This window comes from Butyrivibrio sp. (assembly GCF_017635265.1).
Lineage (GTDB): Bacteria > Bacillota > Clostridia > Lachnospirales > Lachnospiraceae > Butyrivibrio.
In genome coordinates this window covers 1-23970 of record NZ_JAGBLU010000132.1, presented here as the reverse complement: position 1 = coordinate 23970, position 23970 = coordinate 1, and the positions used below count along the sequence as shown (strand labels likewise).

The 23970-nt window shown below is 40.1% G+C and carries 20 protein-coding genes and 1 pseudogene; 1 reads left to right on the top strand and 20 read right to left on the bottom strand.

From position 1 onward, the window contains the following. Nucleotides 1–68: 68 nt before the first annotated feature. The 20 genes and pseudogenes from nagA to scfA form a co-directional block, all read right to left on the bottom strand. Nucleotides 69–1223 (bottom strand): N-acetylglucosamine-6-phosphate deacetylase, encoded by a 1155-nt coding sequence (gene nagA / locus J6O61_RS16380; protein ID WP_292215344.1) that lies wholly within the window; start codon nt 1221–1223, stop codon nt 69–71. Nucleotides 1224–1317: 94 nt separating this feature from the next. Continuing rightward, a complete protein-coding gene (locus J6O61_RS16375; RefSeq protein ID WP_292215342.1) occupies nt 1318–1893 on the bottom strand; it encodes a histidine phosphatase family protein in 576 nt (191 codons plus the stop codon). Between the two features lie 25 nt (nt 1894–1918). Then, nucleotides 1919–2839, bottom strand: coding sequence for a ribosome small subunit-dependent GTPase A (rsgA, locus tag J6O61_RS16370; RefSeq protein WP_292215340.1), 921 nt, complete (start codon nt 2837–2839; stop codon nt 1919–1921). Between the two features lie 6 nt (nt 2840–2845). Next, nucleotides 2846–4885 carry a Stk1 family PASTA domain-containing Ser/Thr kinase gene (pknB, locus tag J6O61_RS16365; protein WP_292215338.1) on the bottom strand — a complete coding sequence of 680 codons (2040 nt, stop codon included), beginning with the start codon at nt 4883–4885 and terminating at the stop codon, nt 2846–2848. Continuing rightward, nucleotides 4878–5639: a Stp1/IreP family PP2C-type Ser/Thr phosphatase gene (locus J6O61_RS16360; RefSeq protein WP_292215336.1), complete on the bottom strand. Its 762-nt coding sequence runs from the start codon at nt 5637–5639 to the stop codon at nt 4878–4880. The genes pknB and J6O61_RS16360 overlap by 8 nt, the downstream gene beginning before the upstream one ends. 50 nt (nt 5640–5689) lie before the next feature. Beyond that, nucleotides 5690–6757 carry a 23S rRNA (adenine(2503)-C(2))-methyltransferase RlmN gene (rlmN, locus tag J6O61_RS16355; RefSeq protein WP_292215335.1) on the bottom strand — a complete coding sequence of 356 codons (1068 nt, stop codon included), beginning with the start codon at nt 6755–6757 and terminating at the stop codon, nt 5690–5692. A 37-nt stretch (nt 6758–6794) separates the two neighbouring features. Beyond that, a complete protein-coding gene (rsmB, locus tag J6O61_RS16350; RefSeq protein ID WP_292215334.1) occupies nt 6795–8189 on the bottom strand; it encodes a 16S rRNA (cytosine(967)-C(5))-methyltransferase RsmB in 1395 nt (464 codons plus the stop codon). A 42-nt stretch (nt 8190–8231) separates the two neighbouring features. Beyond that, nucleotides 8232–8948: a zinc metallopeptidase gene (locus tag J6O61_RS16345; RefSeq protein WP_292215333.1), complete on the bottom strand. Its 717-nt coding sequence runs from the start codon at nt 8946–8948 to the stop codon at nt 8232–8234. A gap of 73 nt (nt 8949–9021) precedes the next feature. Then, nucleotides 9022–9966, bottom strand: a complete 945-nt coding sequence (gene fmt / locus J6O61_RS16340; RefSeq protein ID WP_292215332.1) for a methionyl-tRNA formyltransferase — start codon at nt 9964–9966, stop codon at nt 9022–9024. A gap of 114 nt (nt 9967–10080) precedes the next feature. Further along, a complete protein-coding gene (locus tag J6O61_RS16335; protein WP_292215330.1) occupies nt 10081–10875 on the bottom strand; it encodes a transporter substrate-binding domain-containing protein in 795 nt (264 codons plus the stop codon). Nucleotides 10876–10914: 39 nt separating this feature from the next. Then, entirely contained in the window at nt 10915–11655 is a 741-nt protein-coding gene (locus J6O61_RS16330; RefSeq protein ID WP_292215328.1) for an amino acid ABC transporter ATP-binding protein, read from the bottom strand. Nucleotides 11656–11669: 14 nt separating this feature from the next. Further along, nucleotides 11670–12344: an amino acid ABC transporter permease gene (locus J6O61_RS16325; RefSeq protein WP_292215326.1), complete on the bottom strand. Its 675-nt coding sequence runs from the start codon at nt 12342–12344 to the stop codon at nt 11670–11672. 6 nt (nt 12345–12350) lie between these two features. Then, a complete protein-coding gene (def, locus tag J6O61_RS16320) occupies nt 12351–12854 on the bottom strand; it encodes a peptide deformylase (protein WP_292215324.1) in 504 nt (167 codons plus the stop codon). Between the two features lie 142 nt (nt 12855–12996). Beyond that, nucleotides 12997–15243, bottom strand: a complete 2247-nt coding sequence (gene priA, locus J6O61_RS16315) for a replication restart helicase PriA (RefSeq protein WP_292215322.1) — start codon at nt 15241–15243, stop codon at nt 12997–12999. A gap of 10 nt (nt 15244–15253) precedes the next feature. Next, nucleotides 15254–16744 carry a UDP-N-acetylmuramoyl-L-alanyl-D-glutamate--2,6-diaminopimelate ligase gene (locus J6O61_RS16310; protein ID WP_292215320.1) on the bottom strand — a complete coding sequence of 497 codons (1491 nt, stop codon included), beginning with the start codon at nt 16742–16744 and terminating at the stop codon, nt 15254–15256. Between the two features lie 211 nt (nt 16745–16955). Then, nucleotides 16956–18890, bottom strand: coding sequence for a single-stranded-DNA-specific exonuclease RecJ (locus J6O61_RS16305; protein WP_292215318.1), 1935 nt, complete (start codon nt 18888–18890; stop codon nt 16956–16958). Nucleotides 18891–19085: 195 nt separating this feature from the next. Continuing rightward, nucleotides 19086–19238, bottom strand: a pseudogene (locus J6O61_RS19640) (flavodoxin family protein); the annotation flags it as partial. 307 nt (nt 19239–19545) lie between these two features. Next, nucleotides 19546–21834: a protein translocase subunit SecD gene (secD, locus tag J6O61_RS16295; RefSeq protein ID WP_292215317.1), complete on the bottom strand. Its 2289-nt coding sequence runs from the start codon at nt 21832–21834 to the stop codon at nt 19546–19548. 57 nt (nt 21835–21891) lie between these two features. Then, nucleotides 21892–23325, bottom strand: coding sequence for a thioether cross-link-forming SCIFF peptide maturase (gene scfB / locus J6O61_RS16290; protein ID WP_292215315.1), 1434 nt, complete (start codon nt 23323–23325; stop codon nt 21892–21894). Between the two features lie 112 nt (nt 23326–23437). Continuing rightward, a complete protein-coding gene (gene scfA / locus J6O61_RS16285) occupies nt 23438–23584 on the bottom strand; it encodes a six-cysteine ranthipeptide SCIFF (RefSeq protein ID WP_013281386.1) in 147 nt (48 codons plus the stop codon). A gap of 240 nt (nt 23585–23824) precedes the next feature. Here scfA and J6O61_RS16280 point away from each other — a divergent pair. Continuing rightward, the coding region (locus J6O61_RS16280; protein WP_442861713.1) for a helix-turn-helix domain-containing protein at nt 23825–23970 on the top strand (146 nt) is incomplete at its 3' end.

Sequence of the window (23970 nt, the reverse complement as noted above, 5' to 3'; positions counted from 1 at the left end):
GTTTTTCGCACAGATTTACATAATATCACAATATACGTGAAAATACTATTACAATATCAGCAGCATTTTTAATATATCAGCTTTCCCTTTTTAATTACATGAATAAGCTTTAAATCCTTATCAAGCACTAATAAATCCGCCTGTTTCCCCTCTGAAATGCTTCCAAGGTTGTCACTTACTCCAAGAACCTTTGCAGGATTGTATGTGGCAGCTCCTATTGCCACCTCAAGTGCAATCCCCATGTTTTTATGACAATTTACCATACAGTCAAAAAGATTGGTCGCAGAGCCGGCAATTGTATCTGTCCCTTTCAGAGTACAAAGGCTTCCTTTTTTCTCAACATCAAGACCGCCTAAAGAATATATTCCATCCTCAAGACCGGTAGCTCTCATACTATCGCTGATAAGAATCATCCTGTCAGCTCCTGCTTCATTAAATGCTATTCTAACCGCTGCAGGTGCAATATGTATGCCGTCACAGATTATCTCGCAGGTAACCTTTTTGCTGTCAAAGGCAGCTCCCACTACTCCGGGCGCCCTATGGGTCAGACCTGTCATTGCATTGTACAGATGCACCACATGACTGGCTCCATGCTTTATAGCATTCATAGCTGTTTCATAATCAGAGTCAGTGTGTGCCAACGAAATAATAACCTTGTCTTTAACAGCATCAATATAGCTCTCATAATTGGGAGACTCTTCCGGTGCAAGACCTATTATCTTTACAAGGCCGTCTCCTGCTTCAATGAATTTCTCTGCAAGCTCTGCATCAGCTTTTTTTATATATTCCTCATTCTGGGCTCCTTTTTTTACAGGACTGATAAAGGGGCCTTCCATATTAAAGCCAAGGAGCTGCGCAAAGCAGCTAAAATCCTTGCCCTCTCCGTCCCTAAAGGTTTTCCCGACTTCTATATCTTTTATAAGTTCATCTTCAGGCAAAGTCATCATAGCCGGACAAATGGAAGTAATCCCGTTTTTGAGCTCATATTCAGAAATCCTTTTTAATCCCTCGATTGTGCCGTCGCAAACATCTTCGCCAACAGCCCCGTGAAAATGAAGATCTATAAGCCCCGGTATCACAAAGCAACCTGAGGCATCAAGGAAATCTTCATTATCTGCGGCACTATCCTCTGATAATCTGTCAATCTTTTCACCGCTTACAAAAACATTACATTCATCAAATCCTGCATTATCTTTAAAAACCTTACCATTTGCAATGACCATGACTATCCTCCTTGTATACGCCTCTTATGTGCTGACACCGGCTTAAAATCTTTTTTATTATTTCGTACTTTGCACTCCACAATCCTGTAAAATATCATTTTATATCATCGACTAATCTGTGTTTCCCATCAATTGATTCATATACAAATATCTCGCAGTTCTTTGGACGAGGTCTCCATATAAAGCCTCTTCTGACATCCTCAAGATAGCCTCGCAGCACTCTTATAATTCCTCCATGACAAACCACAAGTACATTTTCATAATCTTTTTTCTCAAGTTCAGACAAAAAAGAACTTGTTCTTCTTATCATCTCCGGAATAGTTTCAACTCCCGGAGGTGCCGGGAAAATCTCCGGAAATCCCCAATATCCTGTCATAGGAAGTCCAACCTTGTGATAAGCGATTCCTTCATATCTTCCGAAGTTTGCCTCAAGTATTCTATCATCTTTAATAATTTGATTTTCGGAAACATTTCCTACAATGGTTGCTGTCTCAACAGCTCTGATAAGAGGGCTGCTATATACAGCATCAAACTTTACATCCCCGATTTTTTTTCTTGTGATCCCTGCCTGTTCTTTTCCTCTTTCATTTAGCGGAATGTCAATTCTTCCCTGCATCCTGCTCTGTGCGTTGTAGTCGGTCTGTCCATGTCTGGTAACGTATATTTTCATATATCTCCACCTTTAAGTTTTTTGTTCATCTTCTCGTTTTTTTGCTGTAATCGGGCCTTGCATTTTTTAGTTCCTCATACAAAACCTTATAATTTTCGTATCTTACTTTTGATATCTTACCCTCTTCAAGGGCTTTTTTAACACCGCAGTCAGGTTCTGCAATATGAGAGCAGCCACCAAACCTGCAATCCGGCTCGTACTCTTCAAACTCAGGATAGTATTCCATAAGATTATCCTTGGTTACATCACGCAGCTCAAGGCTGGTAAACCCTGGTGTATCAATTACAAACGTATTAAAGCTATCCCCGTCAGAGAGTTCCTTTACAAAAAAGAGTTCGGAATGCCTTGTCGTGTTCTTTCCTCTCTCTATTTTTTTGCTGAGCTCTCCTATCTGCATATCCGCATCAGGAACAAGTTTATTTAAAAGAGAAGACTTTCCGACTCCGCTTGGTCCTGCAAGGGCAGTTGTCTTTCCCTTTAACAGTTCCTTTAAGGCATCAAGGCCTTTCTCCTCTTTTACACTTATGAACAGGACTTTATATCCACACTTTTCATAAGCCTTTGTAAGCTCCTCCTGTTCCTCTTTAGTTGCTATATCCTGCTTGTTGAAGCATATAATGACAGGAAGGTTCTGTCCTCTCATCATAATAAGAAATCTGTCCAGCAAATTAAAGCTTGGATTAGGCTTAACAATAGCAAACAAAATAACCGCCTGATCCACATTGGCAACAGGCGGTCTAAGAAGCCCACTCTTTCTGGGAAGAATCCCGGTTATATTTCCTAACCGCTTTTCCTCATCAATGATGTCTATAATGGCATCATCACCTACAAGGGGTTTAATATTGTCTTTGCGGAAAATGCCCTTTGCTTTACATTCATAGATTTTCTCATCACTGGTTTCTATGTAATAAAAGCCGGCAATTCCTTTTAGTATCTTACCACGCATTAAATATCAGCTCTCCTGATTGAAGGTAACAGCTCTTGTTACAGTATATTCTACGCTCTCTCCACCTGTGGTCTCACCTGTCTCGGCATTGGTTGTGGTTGGAGTAGTTGCAGTATAAACAAATGTAATGGTTCCTGTTGGTGAAGTAATGCCCTTGTAAGTACCCTGCACAGGGAAATCTGATGTAGTTGTACTAAGAAGAGTTGTTCCATCAGATGTAACAAGCGTAACCTTTACAGGAATCCCATAAGTATAGTTTTCACCCTCAGTTGGTGCTGAAATATCGGCATTGTAGCTATATGTCACACTTGCAGGTCCAATAGAAAGTTCCATGTTGATAACAGTTCCTTCAGATACTGATGTACCAAAAGCAATGCTTTGAGCACAGATAAGACCTGTAAGATTAGAATCCTCGTTGTTGGTTTCTACTATTGTGCCTCCCTGAAGTCCTGCCTCCACAAGCGTTATAACAGCCTCTTCGGAAGTCATTCCGATAATGTTAGGAACTGTGACCTGACCATCAGCCTTTGCCACAGAAACATCCGTTGTTGCAGCACTTGCACTGTAATTGGAGCCATTGCTCACATATACAGTAATAGTAGTACCAGCCTCAGCACGCTGACCTGCTGCCGGGCTTATTGATACTACTGTATCCTTTACAGCTGTATTTGAAGAATCTTCAGCCTTTTCTACATTGAAGCCCTTTTCATCAAGGATTGACTTAGCTTCAGCATATGTTTTCCCCACAACATCAGGTATTGCAATGCCATCTGCTGTTTCTGAAACAGATGCTCCTGATGATGCACCGACAGAAGAATCACTGGAGCCTTCTGAAGCATCAGCGTCCCCAAAAACTCCAATACTTCTTCCAACAAGCACTATCACTATGAATCCGATAAGAATGGCAGATACAATTGCCATAATAACAGTCATCTTCTCTATTCGGCTGCTTTCCTGCCCGCCATTTTTCTGAGATGAACGTTTTCTTCTATCTTCGTAGTAATAATCATCATCAAAATCATCATAATCCCTGTGGGATTTCTTTTTATCTCTGTCGTAATCGTCGTAATCCTTGCCATCGTATTCTCTTACAGAATCCCGATTAAGACGCATTTGCTCTGTATCTGAAAATCTGTTCTCACTCTTAACTGCTTTGCTTTCCTCATCGGTAGCAATCCTTGTTGCACCCTCTTCATCCGGATCAACCAAAGATACAAAGTCCTTGTCCGGTGTAATAAGCGATTTTTTAAGATCTGTAATGAGTTCAGCAGCGCTCTGGTATCTTCTGTCAGGGCTCTTCTGGCAACACTTAAGAACAATCTTTTCAACACTTATGGGAATATCATCATTGTAATCTGCAGGACTTGGAAGATCCTCCTGAATATGCTTGATCGCAATGGCTACTGTAGTGTCTCCGTTAAAAGGAACTCTTCCGGTTAACATCTCAAAAAGCGTTATACCAAGTGAATAGATATCACTCTTGGCATCACTGTAGCCTCCTCTTGCCTGTTCAGGTGAAGTATAATGAACAGATCCCATTACATTGGAGGTAATTGTATTACTGGTTGCGGCCTTGGCTATACCAAAGTCTGTAACTTTAACCTTACCGTCCTTGGAAATCATGATGTTCTGAGGCTTAATATCCCTGTGGATAATATTGTTATTATGAGCTGCCTCAAGTCCCATCGCCACCTGAATAGCTATGCTGACAGCTTCCTTAACGGAAAGACGCGCCTTTTTCTCTATATATTTTTTGAGAGTGATGCCATCAACAAGCTCCATTACAATGTAGTTGACTCCATCCTCGTCTCCTACGTCATACACATTAACAATATTCGGGTGCATGAGTCCTGCAGTTGACTGAGCTTCCACACGGAACTTGGAAACAAAATTCTCATTCTCGGAAAATTCCTGTTTGAGAATCTTAACTGCAACCAAACGGTTTAATTTATGATCTTTTGCTTTATATACATCGCTCATACCACCGGTGCCTATTTTTTCAAGCACTTCATAGCGGTCGCCGATTATCATTCCTATCTTAATCATTAAGTCCGACCTCGCGTGTCTTTTCTTCTGCAAATGGTTCTATCAGAATAACTGCAATATTATCTTTACCACCATTGTTATTTGCTGCCACAACAAGTTTCTGGGCCTTCTCTATAATATCTCTCTGACCACTTACTATCATTCGTATTTCTTCATCTTCCAGCATATTGGTAAGTCCGTCAGAACACATTAGCACAATATCGCCACGGTTTAATTCCACATTAAAAAAGTCGATGTCTACCGTCTCCGTGGCACCGATTGCCCTGGTTATAATATTTTTATCAAGATGGGTTCTTGCTGTCTCTCTGTCAATGCCTCCCATCCTGACCATTTCCTCAACAAGCGAATGATCTCTGGTAATTTGGGTGATTGTGTCGTTGATGACATAGAGCCTGGAATCTCCGACATTTGCAACCTGAAGGTATCTGCCAAGTACAGTACAGGCTACTACTGTAGTTCCCATTCCAAACAAACTGGGATTTTCAGCAGCCTTCTCCCTAAGTTTATAATTGGCAGTTTTAATTGCATTTTCAAGAATCTTAACAGGGCTCTGTTCAAAAGATTTTTCTATTTCCTCTACCATCGTGTCTACTGTAAATCTTGACGCATAATCTCCGGCATTATGACCACCCATACCGTCTGCAACAATAAACACATTTGAAAGATTTCCTATTTTTCTGTCAGAAGAAAACACATAATCCTGATTTAGTTTTCGCTTCTTTCCAATATCCGTTACGGAAAAAGTTTTTAGCAAAGTCTGCCTCCCAAGCAATTCTTTTTTCACAAAATGAAAATAAGCAGGAACTAATTCGTCTCCTCCAAATGGCGCCTACGAAGTTGACCACAGGCTCCATTAATATCCCTGCCCATTTCTCTTCTAATAGTAACATTTATTCGACTTTTTTCAAGTTTATTTTTAAAGGCAAGGGCTCCGGTCCTATCAGTTGGCTGATAACTTCTCTCCTTTATTGGGTTTACAGGAATAAGGTTTACCACGCAGTTAAAGCCTGATAACAACTCAGACAGCTCCTTTGCATCCGCATCTGTGTCATTTACACCGCTAACCAATGAGTACTCAAATGTAAGCTGTCTTCCTGTTTTTTCAAAATAGGCTTTGCAGGCAGAAAGTACTTCATCAAGACTATACTTATTGGCCACCGGCATAAGCTCTTTTCTCTTGTCATTGTTGGAAGCATGCAAAGAGAGCGCCAGATTGATAGACAGATTCTCATCAGCAAGCCTGTATATATTTGGAACAATACCGCAGGTGGAAACAGTCAGATTGCGCTGTCCCAGATTAATCCCGTCTTCATTGGTCAAAAGATCTATGAATCTCAAAAGGTTATCATAATTATCAAGTGGTTCTCCACTTCCCATTACCACTACGCGGGAAATTTTCTGCCCTGTGTATTCAGAGATTGAATATATCTGATCCAGCATCTCCGAAGGTAAAAGGTTCCTTACAACGCCATCAAGCGTGGAGGCACAAAACCTGCATCCCATTCGGCATCCTACCTGCGAGGATATGCATACGCTGACTCCGAATTTATACTTCATGAAAACACTCTCAATTATATTGCCATCGGAAAGTCCAAATAAGAACTTCCTGGTATCATCAACCTTTGATTCTAAAACCTCAACCACCTTAAGAGATGTATATTCAAAATTCTCCATGCATTTTTCTTTTAGAGCCTTGGAGATATTGGTCATGTCATCATAGCCTCTGGCCTGTTTCTTATGCATCCACTCATAGAGCTGTTTAGCCCTGAATGCAGGCTCGCCCATATCTTTCATGCACTGGCTAAGTTCCTGCAGCGTCAGCGATTTAATATCTGTTTTCCCACCGGGAACTTTAATATATTCTTCTTTCACTTCTTTTTCCTTATTACTTATTCCTATAAACTAAACTTTAATCGTTCTTCCTGCGAAGCCTTGCAATAAAAAATCCATCCGTTCCGTATTCACCCGGAAGAAGCTGTATATATCCTTTTTGGGCTGACTTGTATATTTCAGCCTCTTTATCTGCTTTAAAGATTTCCGATACCTTATCAGATATATCTACTGTTTCAAAAGGAAATTCCCTGCATATCTTTTCAACCACTTTCTGGTTTTCATCCTTATTGATGGTACATGTGGAATAAATAAGTGTTCCGCCTTTTTTTACATAATCCCAGGATGCCTTAACTATTTCCCACTGCAGGGATTCTATCTCCTTAACTGCCTTTTTTGACATATTAAGCTTGATATCGTTCTTTCTTCCGATTATTCCAAATCCGGAGCATGGAACATCAAGATATAACACATCAGCCATATCTCCAAGATTTCCATCATGAATCCTGGCGTCTCCTTTTCTCACTTCGATGTTATCAAGTCCAAGCCTCTCAGCATTTTCAAGGATCAGCTCACACTTTCTTTCAGATACATCTCTGGAGAGCACTCTTCCATTCTTACCGACTTTTTCGGCTGCATGAGTACTTTTCCCTCCGGGAGCCGCGCAGACATCTATAACTGTCTGTCCCTCAGACACTCCTGCAATCTCAGCAACGAGCATCGAGCTCACATCCTGAACAGCAAATTTCCCTTCATCAAACCCCGGCAAAAATCTGATGTTATCGGTTTTTTCAAGTTCTATGGCATAAGGAAGCAGTTTATTATCACTTACTACCGCGCCTGTCTTTTTGATTTCCGCCACAAGTTCATCCTTGATCTTCTTCCTTGAAGCTTCATCAGTCTCATACATGTTTATCCTAAGAACAGTAGGTCTTGCTTCCAAAAAGAACTGCAAAATGCTCTCGGTTTTTTCCACTCCTATATCCTGTACCCACATACGGCAGAGCCATTCAGGCATTGAATAATACACAGAGAAATAATCAATGCTTTGATTATTATTCTTATCGGGATATTTAATATTTTCTTTGTTTCTTGATATATTCCTAAGAACTCCGTTAACAAACCCTTTTAGTCCGTCAAACTTGTGTCTTCCTGCAAGTTTAACCGCTTCATTGCAGGCTGCACTGTCAGGTACCTGATCCATAAACATAATCTGATAGGTTCCCATTCTTATGATATTTCTGATAAGCGGCTGCATTTTTTCCACTTTTGTTTTGGAGAACTTATCAATTATGTAATCTATCTGAATCTGTCTTTCAAGGCATCCTTCGACAACTCTTTTTATAAATGCCTTGTCTCTGGTCTCAAGATAATCCACCTTCTCCAAGGCGTCCTTTAAAAGGGATGGCTTTTTTTTGCCATCCCTGTCATATTCCATTAATATGCTTAAAACTGTTTCTCTGATATTACTCATAAACTCTCCCTAAACGGGAACTCCCCTCATATATGTATAAAATTAGTCTCTTCTTCTGTTATTTAGCATAACAAGTCTAAGAAGCTGAACAACTGCGGCTGCTGCGCTGGCTACATATGTCATTGCTGCCGCAGACAAAACTTTCCTTGAATCAGACACCTCATCAGACCCGAGTATTCCATACTCTTCCAACATAACAAGTGCTCTGTGAGAAGCATCAAACTCAACCGGAAGTGTCACTACCTGAAACAGAACAGCCAGTGAAAACACCCATATTCCGATTGTAATAAGCGGTGAAATGCTAAGAAACATTCCAAGTATGATGATAGGAACACCGGCTTTGGAACCGATATTGGCTGCCGGAACAAGTGCTGACCTTATCTGAAGTGGTATATATCCCATCTGATGCTGCATCACATGACCACATTCATGGGCAGCCACACCTACAGCCGCTACCGAAGAAGATCCATAGGTTGAATCTGATAAGTTAACAACTTTTGTTCCTGGGTCATAGTGATCGGTAAGATCTCCCGGTACATGCTGAACTGTCACATCCGTAACACCATTTCTTCTAAGTATTTCCATTGCAACCTGCGCGCCGGTCATACCGCTCATACTGCGGACTCTGTTGTACTTTTTATAAACCGACTGAACTCTATAGCTGGCAATCATGCAAAGTATTGCCATTAAAATAACTAAAATATACATTGGGTCCATGCCATATCCATAGCCAAATCCCCGACCATATCCGTAATACATCCAAATCGCCTCTTTCCATAGTAGTCTGACAATCTTTAAGATATAAAATTAATTTTACCACATATTGGTTTTGTCAGCCTAATTTCGTTCCTGCTTCAAGTTTATATCCAAGGAGAAAATCCTTAACAGGCATGCGCTTTTTTCCTTCAAGCTGAAGCTCTAAAATCTCCAGATAGTCAGTTCCCGTCTTAACGATGAAGCTATCTTTATTAACTGCAACAATTTCACCCGGCTTTATGTCAGTCGCACATTCATCACCCGGCTTTTCCACCACTTCTGCTTTCCAGATTTTCAACATTTTCCCATTAAGAGAAGTAAACGCAGAAGGCCAGGGATTAAGCCCTCGAATGAGGTTTCGAACAGACTTTGCATCCTTCGAAAAATCTATTTTTCCCATATCCTTGGAAAGCTTTCCGCATTTTGTAGCTTTCTCTTCCTCCTGCGGAATCGGTGTTAGCTCTCCTTTTTCAATCATTGGTAGTGCATCCACTATAAGCTCTCCGCCCAAAACCGAAAGTTTGTCAAAAAGTCCTCCGCCTGTCTCATCATGATCAATCGGAATTTCTCTCTGAATCAGTATATCTCCTGTATCCATACCTGCTGCCATCTGCATAATGGTAACGCCCGTCTTTTCTTCGCCATCAATGATAGCCTGTTGAATAGGAGCTGCTCCTCTGTATTTTGGAAGAAGTGATGCATGAATATTGACACATCCAAATTTAGGTATATCAAGAATTTCCTGTGAAAGAATCTGTCCAAATGCTGCTACAACATAGATATCCGCTTCATATTTTTTAAGTTCAGCCACATTCTCAGGAAGTTTTATTCTGACAGGCTGAAAAACAGGGATTCCATGCTCAAGTGCACAGGCCTTTACATCTGAAACCTGAAGCTCGCCGCTTCTTCCCTTGGGCTTGTCGGGCTGTGTAACAACAAGTACCACCTCATGTCCTGCATCTATTATTTTCTCCAAAGCAGCTCTGGCAAAATCCGGAGTGCCCATAAAAATTATCTTCATCGTAAACCACCTCTTAGTATCAATTATATTACTTAAATAAAAAAGCCTTAAAAGGATACGTTATAGTGTATCATCTTAAGGCTGTTTTTACAATTTATTGATTCGCTATGTTATTTATTCAGCAGTTATGTCTGCTCCAAAATACTTGATTGAAATCTCTGAAAGCTTTCCTTCTGCGCGAAGCTCGGCAATTGCCTGATTAATTGCTTCTCTGAGAGAATCATTGTCGCTTCCTTTGGCAAGTGGAACCGCATACTTTGTCACATCAGGATCAACTGCTGCAACCTTAAGCTCTGTAGTACCGGTTGTGTTGAAATAGTCCTGAGCTGATGTGTTGGCATTTATTGTTGCATCAACCGTTCCATTTAAAACAAGAGTCATTGTCTCACCGATTGTATCTACATTTGATACGGCTGCACCATACTCAATTCCCATAGCTTCGTAAGTAGAGCCGGCTGAATTGGCTGTTGTACGTCCCTTTAAGTCATCAAAAGATGTTATATCTGTATTGGACGCAAGTGTAACTACTACCGCATGATCATATGCGTAAGCCTCCGTGAAATCAAAGGTGTTGGAACGCTCCTGGGTTACATCAACACCATTCGCCATCATATCAAATGTTCCTGTGGAAACACCTGTAAGACCGCCATCGAATGCAACTTCCTTAAACTCTGCTGTTACACCAAGCTTTTCAGCAATAGCAGCTGCAACTTCCACATCAAATCCAACAAGTTCATTTGTGTCAGGATCATGATATGTAAAAGGTGCCCACACACCCTCTGTTGCAATCGTAATCTTTCCTGCTTCCTTAATACGAGCAAGGTGATCATCACTCTTAGCAGCACCGCATCCTGCTAAAAGACCTGTTGCAAGAACTGTTGTCAGTAACAATGATAGAATCCTTTTCATAAATATCCTCCTTTATAAACATATGCATTTTTGAAATTTTCAGTGTTCCGTCAGCCTAAGAAACTCTCTTGTTCTTTCCTCTTTCGGATCATCAAAGAATTCTTTTGAATTTCCCTCTTCAATAACCCTGCCGTCAGCCATAAATACAACATGTGATGAAACCTCTTTTGCAAACCCCATCTCATGTGTAACCACTATCATAGTCATCCCTTCAGAAGCAAGCTCCCTCATAACTTCCAAAACTTCAGATGTAAGTTCCGGGTCAAGTGCTGAAGTAGGCTCATCAAAATAGATTATGCCGGGATCGGTAGCCAAAGCCCTCGCAATAGCCACTCTCTGCTGTTGTCCGCCCGAAAGCTGGCTTGGATAATAATCCTTATAACCATCCATTCCAACCTTTTTCAGAACCTCAAGTGCCTTTTCATCAGCCTGCTTTTTCGGTACATGCCTTGCAGATGTAAGACCTAAAGTCACATTCTCAAGCACATTTTTATTGGCGAAAAGATTGTATCCCTGAAAAACAAAGCCTGTATCTTTTCTGATTGATGATATATCACTTTTTGAAATTTTTGAAAGATCATACTCTTTTCCTTCAAAAGAAAGATGCCCACCATCAGGTTTTTCCAAAAAATTTATGCATCTAAGAAGCGTCGTCTTTCCGGAACCTGAAGGCCCCAAAATTGAAACCACATCACCCTTATTTACTTTTAAATCTATTCCCTTCAAAACCTCATTGTTATCAAAAGATTTTTTCAGGTTACTAATTTCTAATAATGTCATATTGTCCTTTTTTATCACTTACGTATTCCATAGTTCCCAAGGCGCTTCTCACCGCGCTTTTGAACAAAGGTAAGAACCGTACAAAATATAAGATATATTGCAGCGACCTCTATGTATAAAGGAAAATAGTTATAAGACTGTCCCGCAATCTGCTTGGTTCTGGTAAACATCTCAACTACAGTAATACTTGATGCAAGAGATGTGTCTTTTACCATACTGATAAGAGCATTAAAAAGTGATGGAAAAGCTGTTCTGAAAGCCTGCGGAAGAATGATATGCCACATAATCTGAATATAGCTCATCCCAACGCAGTAGCCGGCCTCAAGCTGTCCTGCCGGAACCGCTTCCATTGCCGCTCTCATCGTTTCAGCACTATAGGCTCCCTCACATATTGAAAATACAATGATTGCCACCAGAAAAGGATTGGCATTAATTCCGAATAACGGTAATCCGTAGAAAGCTACCATAAGCTGAACCAAAAGCGGTGTTCCTCTAATGATCCAGATATAGAATCTGCATATCTGTCTGAAAACAGGAACCTCTGCGTACTGCACCGTCGCAACCAAAACAGCGATAAACGTTGACAGCACAAACGCTGTTAGTGCAAGAGGCAGAGACACCTTAAGTCCATATACTAATATCTTGGGAAAAGAGCTGATAAGAAGCTCCAGTGTCTGTGCATTAAACATGTATTATTATTCTTCGTCCTCTGAATTTTCATCCTGAATAAGATCTTCGTTATTTACAAGCTCACCCTCAACCTTCTCGACATACATATGTCCGTCAAGGTGATCAAGCTCATGGCATATAGCTCTTGCAAGGAGTTCCTCACCCTCAATTACATACTCGTTCATGTCAAGATCGTAGGCTTTTGCCTTAACATAGTTAGGTCTTGTAACCACACCGGACTTACCGGGAATTGAAAGGCAGCCTTCATATCCTGTCTGCTCACCATCTGTCTCAAGGATTTCAGGATTGATCATAACTATAGGATCATCAGCCTCCGGTGAAATATCAATTACAACGATTCGCTTAAGTATTCCAACCTGTGGTGCTGCAAGACCAACGCCGTTTGCCTCATACATTGTCTCAAGCATATCATTTACAAGTTCTCTTATTCTTGGTGTTACTTCTTTTACTTCTTTACAACGGCGTGTAAGTACCTCATCGCCATATTCTCTAATTGTTCTAAGTGCCATAACGGCCTCCTTTTTATAAATCAAATAGTTTTTTTAATATGATAGCATATAATCTCACATAAAATAAAATATGAGCTGTAATGGGTTTTGTACAATTTTATTTTATATGATATCTTTTTAATCAAAAAAGTCAAGTCACATATCAGAATCCATTTACCGGATCAAAATCAAACTGGGTGGTCAAATACTTCAAATAGCCTTTATCTTCAAGCATTCTGACATATTTTTCAACCAGGTCTTTTAACCTTATAAGAATATTCATATCATCTGCCTTGACGTAGATTGCCATGCGATAAATATCATTTATCTTTCCGATAGAAGCTGAAGCAGGTCCGATAAAGACAACATTTTGAAGTTTTTGCTGTTCCATTACCGCTCGCAGTTTAGTGGCAAAGGCAAGCGCCTCATCTTCATTTTTTCCCTGAATCTGTACGGACATCATATGAGAAACAGGAGGATATCTGAGTAAATCCCTATACGCTATCTCCTCCTCATAAAATCCCTTATAGTCCTGATTTGCTGCCGCCAAAATGCTGTAATGATCAGGCTGATAACTCTGTATTACAACATTGCCTTTTCTTTCTCCGCGTCCTGCTCTTCCGGCTGCCTGGGTAAGAAGCTGGAATGTACGCTCACTTGCTCTGTAATCACTGGCATACAAGGACATATCGGCCGCCAGAATTCCAACCAGCGTAACATCAGGGAAATCATGTCCCTTAACAATCATCTGGGTTCCAACAAGTACATTTGCCTCTTTGTTGGCAAAAGCTCCCAGAATCTTTTCATAGCTTCCTTTAGTCTTTGTGGTATCTGCGTCCATCCTGAGTACTTTGGCATCAGGGAAATATTTTTTTACCTCATCCTCTATCTGCTGGGTTCCTGCTCTAAAAGAGGAAACATATTTAGAGCCGCATTTAGGACATATCTTAGGTCTTGGCTCCTCATATCCGCAGTAGTGACAGATAAGCTTCCCGCCTCGATGCTCCGATAATGACACATCGCAGTGGGGGCATTTGAAAACATGACCACAGGACCTGCATGAAATAAAACCTGCAAGTCCCCTTCTGTTAATGAAAAGCATTACCTGCTCGTCGCGATTTAATCTGTCTTCCATCAGTTCAAAGAGTCTTCTGGAAAATATAGATCTGTTGCCTTCTCTTAGCTCCTTACGAAGATCTGCAATCTCAACCTCAGGTAATGTTCCTCCTGTAAGCCTTTTGTTAAGTTCAAAGAGCTTTATCTCACCTGTCTCTGCTCTATAATATGCTTCAAGAGACGGCGTTGCAGACCCAAGCACGACTGCCGCCCCGTCAGGAAGAAGCTTTGATAACTGTATTGCCACTTCTCTTGCATGGTATTTGGGCATTGTCTCGCTTTTATAGGTTGCTTCATGCTCTTCATCTATTATTATTATCCCGGTGTTGGGAAATGGTGTGAAAAGAGCTGATCTTGGTCCGATAATAATGTCTATATCCCCATTTCTGGCTCTTTCCATCTGATCAAATTTTTCTCCCGGAGAAAGAGTCGAATTCATTACCGAAACCCTGTCTCCGAAATGCCTGTAGAACCTCATAAGTGTCTGATATGTAAGAGCAATCTCAGGTATTAAAACAATAGCCTGTTTTCCCCTTTTTATCACATCATCAATAAGGGCTATATAAACTTCTGTTTTTCCGCTTCCTGTAATCCCGTGAATCAGGTAAGTATCTCTTTTTCCGGCGTCATAGTCGCTTTTTATGCTATCGACTATGTGCTGCTGTTCAGAACTTAAAACCTTTTTTCCATAGCGATCGGAAGAAGCAGCTATAGGTTTTCTATAGTACTCTTCGCTTTCGATTTTAATTATTCCCTTATCGCCAAGAGCTTTGATTGCCTGCGCTGAAACATTTAGTTTCCCGGTGACAAATTCATAAGGAATCCTATCATCAGGATTATCCAAAAATTCCTTTAACAGTCTTTCTCTTGCTTTTTGTTTTTTTCTTACGCACTCATTGTAAAAATCCCTCACCTCACGTTCAGGGAGCCTTAAAGAAATAAACTTATGAACCTGTCTGTTTTGTTTCTTTGATGCAGGCAAAACGGTTTTAAGAGCGGCAATCATGGTGGAACCGTATTGCCTTTTCATCCATGCAGCAAGTCTTATGGAAATATCCCCGGCAGAAATAAGTCCCTGTTCCACATCTATTATTTCTTTTATCTTATCCGGATTCCAATTAGGCTTGTCTGTCAGCTCAATGACATAACCTGTTCGCAGCGTATCTCCACGACCAAAAGGTATCTTAACAGGCACTCCTTCAGATACAGCATCAATGAGCCTGTCCGGAACGCGATATTGAAATGTTCTATCAACTTTTTCGTGAGAAATATCTATGATAATGTTAGCGTACATATTTTGGCTTTCACTTTTTTCTCTCTTCAAGAATTTCCCGGATAAGTTCTCTCTCATCCATATGATATTTTACACCCTTTATCTCCTGATAATCCTCATGGCCTTTACCGGCAAGGACAATAATATCGCCCTGTTCGCCATGATCTATGGCATAAGCAATTGCCTCTTTTCTATCGGCAATCTTGATATATTTTCCATCTGTCTTTTTCATGCCTGTCTCAATATCATCCATGATATCCAAAGGCTCTTCAAATCTTGGGTTATCAGATGTAATAATAGTAAAATCCGCGTACTTGCCACTGACTTCACCCATCTCAAATCTGCGAAGTTTACTTCTGTTTCCTCCACAGCCAAAGAGGCAGATAAGTCTGTTTGGATGATAATCTCTAAGAGTTGTAAGAAGACTTTTAAGTGCCATAGCATTGTGAGCATAGTCGATCATAAGGGTAAAGTCGTCAGAAACCTTGACCATCTCTATTCGTCCTTTAACCCTGGCGCCCTTAAGTGCAGGTGCTATCTCAGCTTCGCTGCAGCCAAAATGCCTTGCAACAGCAATTGCACAAAGTGCGTTGAGTACACTGAATTTACCGGGAGTTTCAACCTCTGCATGAACATTAATAAGTCCATCGGTATCAAAAAACACTCCAAGCTGACCGGGCTTGTGAATATATGCAAGATTAATGGCACGAAGGTCGTTTCCTTCAGCAAAGCCATATGTCTCTACTTCGCAGGTATGACCTTCCAAAATATCCTCTGTATGAATATCATCTCCATTGCATATACCAACCTTACACTGTTTGAATAATAATCCTTTGCAGTGCATATAATCATCAAAATCCTTGTGCTCATTAGGACCGATATGATCAGGCTCAATATTTGTGAAAATACCTATATCAAAAGTAAATCCCTGAGTTCTGTGAAGCATAAGTCCCTGCGAAGAAACCTCCATTACAACGCTATCGCAACCTGCTTTAACCATTTTTGCCATGTATTCCTGAAGATTATATGACTCCGGTGTCGTATTTTCAGAATGAATATGTTCATCACCAATTATGACTTCAATTGTCCCTATAAGCCCAACTTTGTGTCCGGCATTTTCAAGCATACTGCGAATAAGGTATGTTGTAGTGGTCTTCCCCTTTGTTCCTGTAATACCAATTGTCTTAAGCTTTCTGGCAGGATGATCAAAATATGCTGCTGAAATAAATGCCATTGCATATCTGGTATCTTCAACCCTTATTACTGCTATGTCAGAATTTTCCGGAAGCTCTACTTCCTTACTTACAACAATTGCCGCAGCCTTCTTTTCTGCAGCTTCCGCTGCACAGCTATGTCCATCGAAATTGGCACCCTTTATACATATAAAAAGAGAGCCTTCAGAAATCTTTCTGTTATCATTGACCACGTCTTTTATTTCGATTGTCTGTGGGTCAAGTTCTTCCGAAGAGTTTCCTTTTGTAATAGTAAATTCAAGATTTTCCAGTAAATTTGTGAGCTTCATATTAGCCTCCCTATTTTTTATTTTTTCGTCACATTTTATTCACAATTTAGGAGTAGTATATATTTTAAAGATATGAGCTAAGGCTCACTATCTCCCCCTCATAAGAAACCGCAGACACACGCCTCGCGTGTGTTTTTGTGGTTTTAGGGGGAGTTTTTTATTTGATAGAAAAATTTCTATCAAACAAAAATGCTCCACTTTGTTTTCATGCTCATGTGTAATCATTCATAACTATCTGAATAGATTCTCTCCCCTGATAGCTGTTGATATCCGGATAATATGCGATACTGACCTTCATATTGCCACAGTAACCGCCATATAGATCATCAACCGCATTCTTGCCATATTTCTCTCTAAGAAATTCGTGCCACTTATCCATATCTCCAAAATACATCATATCATATGTGTTATTATCCCCGTCAGATACCCTGTATTTTCCGCAATTTCTGTTTTTACCCATTATTCGTCCCGATAAAAGAGTTACATCTTTTTGGGCAAAAGATGGCTTGATATTTCCATTTCCAAAGGGTTCCAATTTTGAAAATTCCCTTACAAGTTCCATGCTTGCATACTTAAGAGGCATGACCATGTCAAGATGAACTATTCTCTCATAATCCTTATCCGAGAGTTCACATTCATCATTAAGTCTTTTGTCAAGTATTTCTATGTTGGCCTCCGGAAGAGAAAGCCCGGCTGCCATTTTATGTCCGCCAAATTTGGTAAAAAGATCCTTACATTTTGTAAGATGCTCATACATGTCATAGCTCTCTATTGATCTTCCCGAACCCTTGGCTCCGCCATCAGAAGCTTTTGTCAAAATTATTGTCGGTCTGTAGTACTTTTCTTTTACTTTGCCGGCGATAATTCCTGCTATAGACTCGTGTACATCCGGAAGATACAAAACTATTACTTTGGGCAGATTTCCATCTTCTTTTTTTTCTTCAACCATTTCTATTGCTTCATCTACACCTTCTTTGGTCATATCTTTTCTGCTATCATTTAAATTCTTAAGGTCTGTTGCAATGATAGCTGCTTCTGCATCATCTTCAGAAAGAAAAAGAGATAAAGCCCTTGATGCAAGGTCAAGTCTTCCCGTTGCATTAAGACAAGGCCCTATGACAAAGCCGTAATGATAGCTTGTCATGGCTCTCGGATCAATATTATTAACGTTTATGAGTGCTTTTAGGCCTTTGTTTTCAGAATATGGAATCCGCTTTAGCGACTCTTTAACTATAATCCTGTTCTCATCCTTAAGTTCCATAACATCACATACGGTTGCTATTCCTGCAAAAATTATTTTTTCGCTGAAAAATCCGGATGACAGCTCTTCAAACTCAGATATTTGCAAATCACTGCTTTCTTTAAAGTCTTTTCCAATATCAGCACAAGCTCCGTCTTTTTCTTCACCGCTTCTCTTAAGCTGTGCCATTACCTGCAGAAACTTATAGGCCACAACGGCTCCGCATATTTCTTTAAAAGGATAAGCCCCCTCTGATCTTTTGGGATCAATTACAGCATCTGCCGGAGGAAGAATTTCTTTGCGGCTTGATTTAGAATCCACGTGATCAGACTTTTTTATATCATCCGATTCGTCATCGCTTCCAAGCTCTTCAAACGGTACCTCATGATGATCCGTCACTACGACGGTCATGCCCTTTTCTTTGGCATGTTTGATCTGATCATATGCAGCAATGCCGTTATCACAGGTAATGATAGTATCAATACCATCTTCAATTGCAGCATCAACAAGCTTTACGCTAAGTCCATACCCATCCTTGATTCTGTCCGGGAGAACGCAGTCAACATCAGCGCCAAACATCCTAAGCCCGTCTACAAGAATGTAAGATGAACATATACCATCAACATCATAATCACCAATAACACGTATTCTGGCACCTGCAGCTATTCTGGAAAGCATGATCCTTGCGCCCTTTTCCATATCTGCCATCTTGAATGGATCGTGTAGCATCGAAACATTACCATTAAGATACGCGTCTACCTTTTCCTTTGAACAATCCTCCTTTTCTGTCTCTCTGGAATTTATCAGTCTATTAGCAATAAGTCTTGCTGTAATGTTGGATATTCCATACTTTGCGGCTATTCCGTCAAAATCAGCTTTCTTATTTGCTATCATCCATTTTGCCATGTTACTCCTCGTTATTACATATCATTAAGTGCGCAGCATATTGTAATATTTGCAAAATTGCCACTTGTATTACTTTCTAACGTATCCGGCAGCGCAGTTTCCTATCGGCCGAATAGTATTTATTTTACACCAAAAGAACTATGCCCGCACCGGTAATTTTATTCATAAAAAGTCTGTGTAGGTTCGTCAGTCCCATCAAATTAAATGAGTCCACTGATGCTCTTCTGTCTTTGGTAACCCATACTTTTCTTTTCCCAAAGCAATGCTCTTCAACAAAAAAGACATATTTCGTGCAAGAACTCTCATAGTCTGAAGTCCCTCAAGGTCCTTATTTGCTTCTCCCTTTTCTCAATATTGGCTTGAAGCTATTGTTGTGTTGCCATCCACTCTTGGGCTTCCATTTATTATAAGTACCTTCATCAATAAAATCTCCTTCCTACAGATTTAAATAATATCTGCCAAGTATTAAGTGTCTTTAAGAAATCAATTACCATTATATCAAAATCACTATGAATATTACTAACAAAATGACCTTGTAACAGACATAACAAAAAACATCGCCTGCCATTATCATTAACGGAGACGATGTTTTTTTATTCTTGTATATTTTTAACTATCTGGTAATTTATTTTACTGAAATATTCTCACAGTCCAATCACTTTGCAAAAAATGTCTTAAACTTTGTTTTAAGATCGTACCACATTGGTGATGCGATAAAGATTGATGAATATGTACCACAGATAACACCAACCATAAGTGGAAGTGCAAATGCCTTAATATCTGCTACTCCAAAGATATAAAGAGCAAATACAGTAAAGAATGTTGTTGCTGATGTGAACAAACTTCTTGTAACTGTCTGTGAAACACTTGTATTAACAAGTTCTGCTTCCTCTTTTCTATTGGTTGCACTGTGAAGGTTCTCACGGATTCTATCAAAAGTAACGATAGTATCGTTGATTGAGTAACCAACAATTGTAAGTATTACAGCTATAAATGTGCTGCCTACTGACAGTCTGGTAAGTGCGTATGCTGTAACAACCACTAAAGCGTCATGTGCAAGAGCTATAATAGCTGCGGCACCAAACTTGATGTCCTTGAATCTGATCCATATGTATATAAGCATAAGGATAAGGGCTACAAGGAGAGCTTTTACAGCACTGGATCTCATCTCACCACTAATTGTTGAACTGATTGTCTCAGCTGCAATATTTTCAGCAGATACACCGTAGTTGGTCTCAAGAACCTCTTCAACCGCTTCTCTCTGTGAAACATCAAGTGTATTTGTCTTAAATATTACCTGATTTGTTCCGGCAACGGTCTGAATCTGAATTTCATTTACTCCGGCTGCATTCTTGATATCAGATGCTACAGTACTTTCAAGTTCTGAAAGCTCATAAGCCTTGTCAAAAGTAACTGTTGTAGATGTTCCTCCTACAAAGTCAAGACTGTAGTTAAATGCACCCTTTCCACTTGAAGCATTAACTGCCATTGTTATGATACCGACAACAAGTACAGCACATGAAATCAGGTAGAAAATTCTTCTCTTTCCAACGAAATCAAAATTCTTGACTTTCTTTGCTTTACCATAAAGAACCGGATTCTCAAGTCCAAGTCCGTAAAGGATAGAAGTAACAACTCTTGTAACTACAAGGGCAGTAAACATTGAAAGGATGATACCAAGCATAAGTGTCTCAGCAAAACCTTTGATAGATCCTGTTCCACCAACTCTAAGAACGATAGCAACTATAAGAGTTGTAATATTACCATCAAGGATTGATGAGAGCGCTTTGTTATAACCATTTTTTCTTGCTTCATCAACAGACTTGCCGACTGCAATTTCCTCTTTTATTCTGGAGAATACAAGCACGTTCGCGTCAACCGCCATACCGATTGAAAGAATAATACCTGCAATACCAGGAAGAGTAAGTGTCATTTCAAATGCAGACAGAAGGAATACCATTAGTCCGCAATAGAATGCAAGTGCAACTGTTGCTGAAAAGCCAAGCAATCTGAAGAACACAATCATCAAAACTGCGATAAGCGCAAAACCTACAGCTGCTGCAATAAGTGAAGTTCTGATAGCATCACTACCAAGCTGTGCTCCTACTACATTGGATCTAAGTTCGTTAAGCTGAAGCTTAAGTCCACCGATTCTAATCATAGAAGCCAGATTCTGAGCTTCTTCATATGAACTCATACCTGTAATAACAGCTTTGCCATCTGTAATCTCTGCCTGAACCTTAGGAACTGAAATAAACTGTCCGTCATAATAGATACCGATTGTTTCGCCGTCTGCATAAGCTTTCTTGGTTGCTTCAGCAAAAGCTGTTTTTCCTTCCTCAGTAAACTCAAGAGAAACAACAGGCTCCTGTGAACCGTATGAATCCTGCTGAGCTGCAGCCTGAGCCACAGATACCTGATCACCTGAAAGAACAATTGAGCCATCTTCCTGAAGCTCTTCAAGAGTCTTGTTAAGAACGTATCCGAAAAGAATATTTCCTTCTTCATCAGTCTCAAGACTACCTTCTGCTGTTATTCCTGAGTGATAAGTATAGTTCTCATTGCCTTCAGAATCTGTCTGTGCAATAAAGTACAGATTACCCGGCTGTCCGAGATCCTCTAAGATTGCATTGGCATCCGAAACTCCCGGAATCTCAATGTTGATTCTGTTTGATCCCTCCTGATAAACAAGAGCCTCTGTACTATACTGCTCTACACGCTGTTGAAGCTTGTAAATAGTATCAGCCATATCCTCCTTATCAGGATTCTCTTCTCCAACTACTTCATAAGTGATGCTGACACCACCTGCAAGATCAAGTCCTAAATTGATACTTGATAAGGAACCTGACTTGTCTTCACCGAGTCCGTATACTGCTGAATATCCAACTCCCCCCAGCAGCAACAGAACGATGATGAGCGCTAAAACTGACTTTAAGCGTTTCATTGTAATACATCCTCCCATATCTTGCCATCAAAAGCACTCGCTTCGTAATAGCAATAATTACTCTTCGGCCATAGCCGCTTTTATCATAATCGCACACTCGATACGCTTTCTCTGAAGCTCACAACCGTGCTTATATGTCGTATTGATATTGCCGTTGAAATTATAAGCATTTGCAGCGCATCCACCACTGCAATAATATCTGGCAAAGCATTTTTCACATTCAGGTCTTGAATATACATTGCTCTTTTTGAACATATCCTGAATGTCTGTTCTCTTAATACCTTCAAACACGTTGCCCATGATAAAATCTTCATTTCCAACGAACTGATGACAAGGATAAAGATCACCCCATGGAGTAACTCCAAGGTATTCACATCCCGAACCGCATCCGGAAAGTCTCTTAGCAACACATGGACCGCCTTCAAGATCTATATTGAAATGGAAGAAATTAAATCCTCTTCCTTCTTTCTGTCTCTCAAGATAAAACTTGGCCAGTTTGTCATACTCTTCGCAAAGCTTAGGAATATCCTCGTCTTTAAGAGCATACCAATCCTCCGGCTTAGCTACTACAGGCTCCACAGAAATCTGCTTGAATCCAAGGTCAGCCAGATGCTTAACATCCTCTGAAAAATCAAGGTTGTTATGTGTGAATGTTCCTCTTACAAAATATCTGAGCTGATGACGGCTCTCTGCAACCTTTTGGAACTTAGGAACTATTGTCTCATAGCTTCCCTGTCCACCTCGTCTTGGACGCATTGCATCGTGAACTTCCTTACGTCCATCAATAGAAAGGACAATATTGCCCATTTCCTTGTTTACATACTCAAGAATCTCATCATTTAAAAGAGTTCCGTTTGTAGTAATAGTGAAACGGAAATTCTTGTTATGTTCTTTTTCAATCTGACGGCCGTACTCTACGATTTTCTTAACGACCTCCCAGTTCATAAGTGGTTCTCCACCAAAGAAATCCACTTCGAGATTTCTACGATTTCCGGAATTCTTAACAAGGAAATCAAGTGCTGCCTTACCGACCTCTTCTGTCATGAGCGCACGTCTTCCGTGATACTCACCTTCATCAGCAAAGCAATATTTACATCTCAAATTACAGTCATGAGCTATATTAAGGCAAAGAGCCTTGATTACTGTCTCTCTGTTTTGGAATTCCTCAACATAATTCTCATAAACATCATCTGTGTAAAGAACCTGTGAAGCACGAAGCTCCAAAAGTTCCTCTACTGCCTCTTTGATATCGTCTAAAGAGTACTTATCTGTAATCTCCGAAAGCTTTTTAATTTCTTCGAAAATCCATCCAAAATCTTCTCTAGATGCCTCTTCCTGTCCATCCGAAACAGCTGCAGTACCATATCTGGCGCTGAGCTTTTCCTCTACGATGTTAACCAAATCAAAAACAATATCATCAACAACATGTACTGAACCGCTGTTGACATCCAGAACAATGTTATAGCCGTTGTTCTTATAAGCGTGAATCATAAAATCTCCTAAATAAATAAAACAAACTTTTTGAGCTATGCAAAAACTAGGCAGCGGCCTCGGCCGCTGCCCGATAACTTAAACTTTCAAAACCAATATCGATTCAGATAGATTACTTGCTAAGCTGCTCACAACTCTGGTTTCCTACAGTGCAAGATGTCTTGCATGCTGACTGGCATGATGTCTGGCATTCACCGCATCCGCCCTTTTTCATTGATTCTTTAAGATTTCTTGTTACTAATGACTTTACGTGCTTCATAAACTTGCCTCCTACTTGAAATGTGAACTGTTCCACTTTCGAGTTTTTACATCGACCTAGTATACCATATATTGGTAAAATATTAAAGTGTTTCTTTTTTATCCTCTTCTGCAACATTACTTGAGTGAATTGTAATACTAACTTCCACCCCTCTTAAGGCAGCCATGGAAGTTACTAATTCCAAACATTGTGGTGGAATTTACTAATTCATAATGGTACCATCCAATAGTTCATCCACATATGCTACTCCGGCATAAAGGAGGAACTATGGAATCAACAAATAAGAACAAACACCTTGTATTAGATGATCGTTATGACATACAGCACGGATTGGATGCATCCCTTAGTTTTAAAGCTATTGGTGCTTCCATTGGAAAGGACTGCAC

Coding starts and splice junctions, on each gene's coding strand:
- nagA (WP_292215344.1), bottom strand. CDS start 1,223: ATGGTCATTGCAAATGGTAAGGTTTTTAAAGATAATGCAGGATTTGAT.
- J6O61_RS16375 (WP_292215342.1), bottom strand. CDS start 1,893: ATGAAAATATACGTTACCAGACATGGACAGACCGACTACAACGCACAG.
- rsgA (WP_292215340.1), bottom strand. CDS start 2,839: ATGCGTGGTAAGATACTAAAAGGAATTGCCGGCTTTTATTACATAGAA.
- pknB (WP_292215338.1), bottom strand. CDS start 4,885: ATGATTAAGATAGGAATGATAATCGGCGACCGCTATGAAGTGCTTGAA.
- rsmB (WP_292215334.1), bottom strand. CDS start 8,189: ATGAGTAATATCAGAGAAACAGTTTTAAGCATATTAATGGAATATGAC.
- J6O61_RS16345 (WP_292215333.1), bottom strand. CDS start 8,948: ATGTATTACGGATATGGTCGGGGATTTGGCTATGGATATGGCATGGAC.
- fmt (WP_292215332.1), bottom strand. CDS start 9,966: ATGAAGATAATTTTTATGGGCACTCCGGATTTTGCCAGAGCTGCTTTG.
- J6O61_RS16335 (WP_292215330.1), bottom strand. CDS start 10,875: ATGAAAAGGATTCTATCATTGTTACTGACAACAGTTCTTGCAACAGGT.
- J6O61_RS16330 (WP_292215328.1), bottom strand. CDS start 11,655: ATGACATTATTAGAAATTAGTAACCTGAAAAAATCTTTTGATAACAAT.
- J6O61_RS16325 (WP_292215326.1), bottom strand. CDS start 12,344: ATGTTTAATGCACAGACACTGGAGCTTCTTATCAGCTCTTTTCCCAAG.
- def (WP_292215324.1), bottom strand. CDS start 12,854: ATGGCACTTAGAACAATTAGAGAATATGGCGATGAGGTACTTACACGC.
- priA (WP_292215322.1), bottom strand. CDS start 15,243: ATGTACGCTAACATTATCATAGATATTTCTCACGAAAAAGTTGATAGA.
- J6O61_RS16310 (WP_292215320.1), bottom strand. CDS start 16,744: ATGAAGCTCACAAATTTACTGGAAAATCTTGAATTTACTATTACAAAA.
- J6O61_RS16305 (WP_292215318.1), bottom strand. CDS start 18,890: ATGGCAAAATGGATGATAGCAAATAAGAAAGCTGATTTTGACGGAATA.
- secD (WP_292215317.1), bottom strand. CDS start 21,834: ATGAAACGCTTAAAGTCAGTTTTAGCGCTCATCATCGTTCTGTTGCTG.
- scfB (WP_292215315.1), bottom strand. CDS start 23,325: ATGATTCACGCTTATAAGAACAACGGCTATAACATTGTTCTGGATGTC.
- scfA (WP_013281386.1), bottom strand. CDS start 23,584: ATGAAGCACGTAAAGTCATTAGTAACAAGAAATCTTAAAGAATCAATG.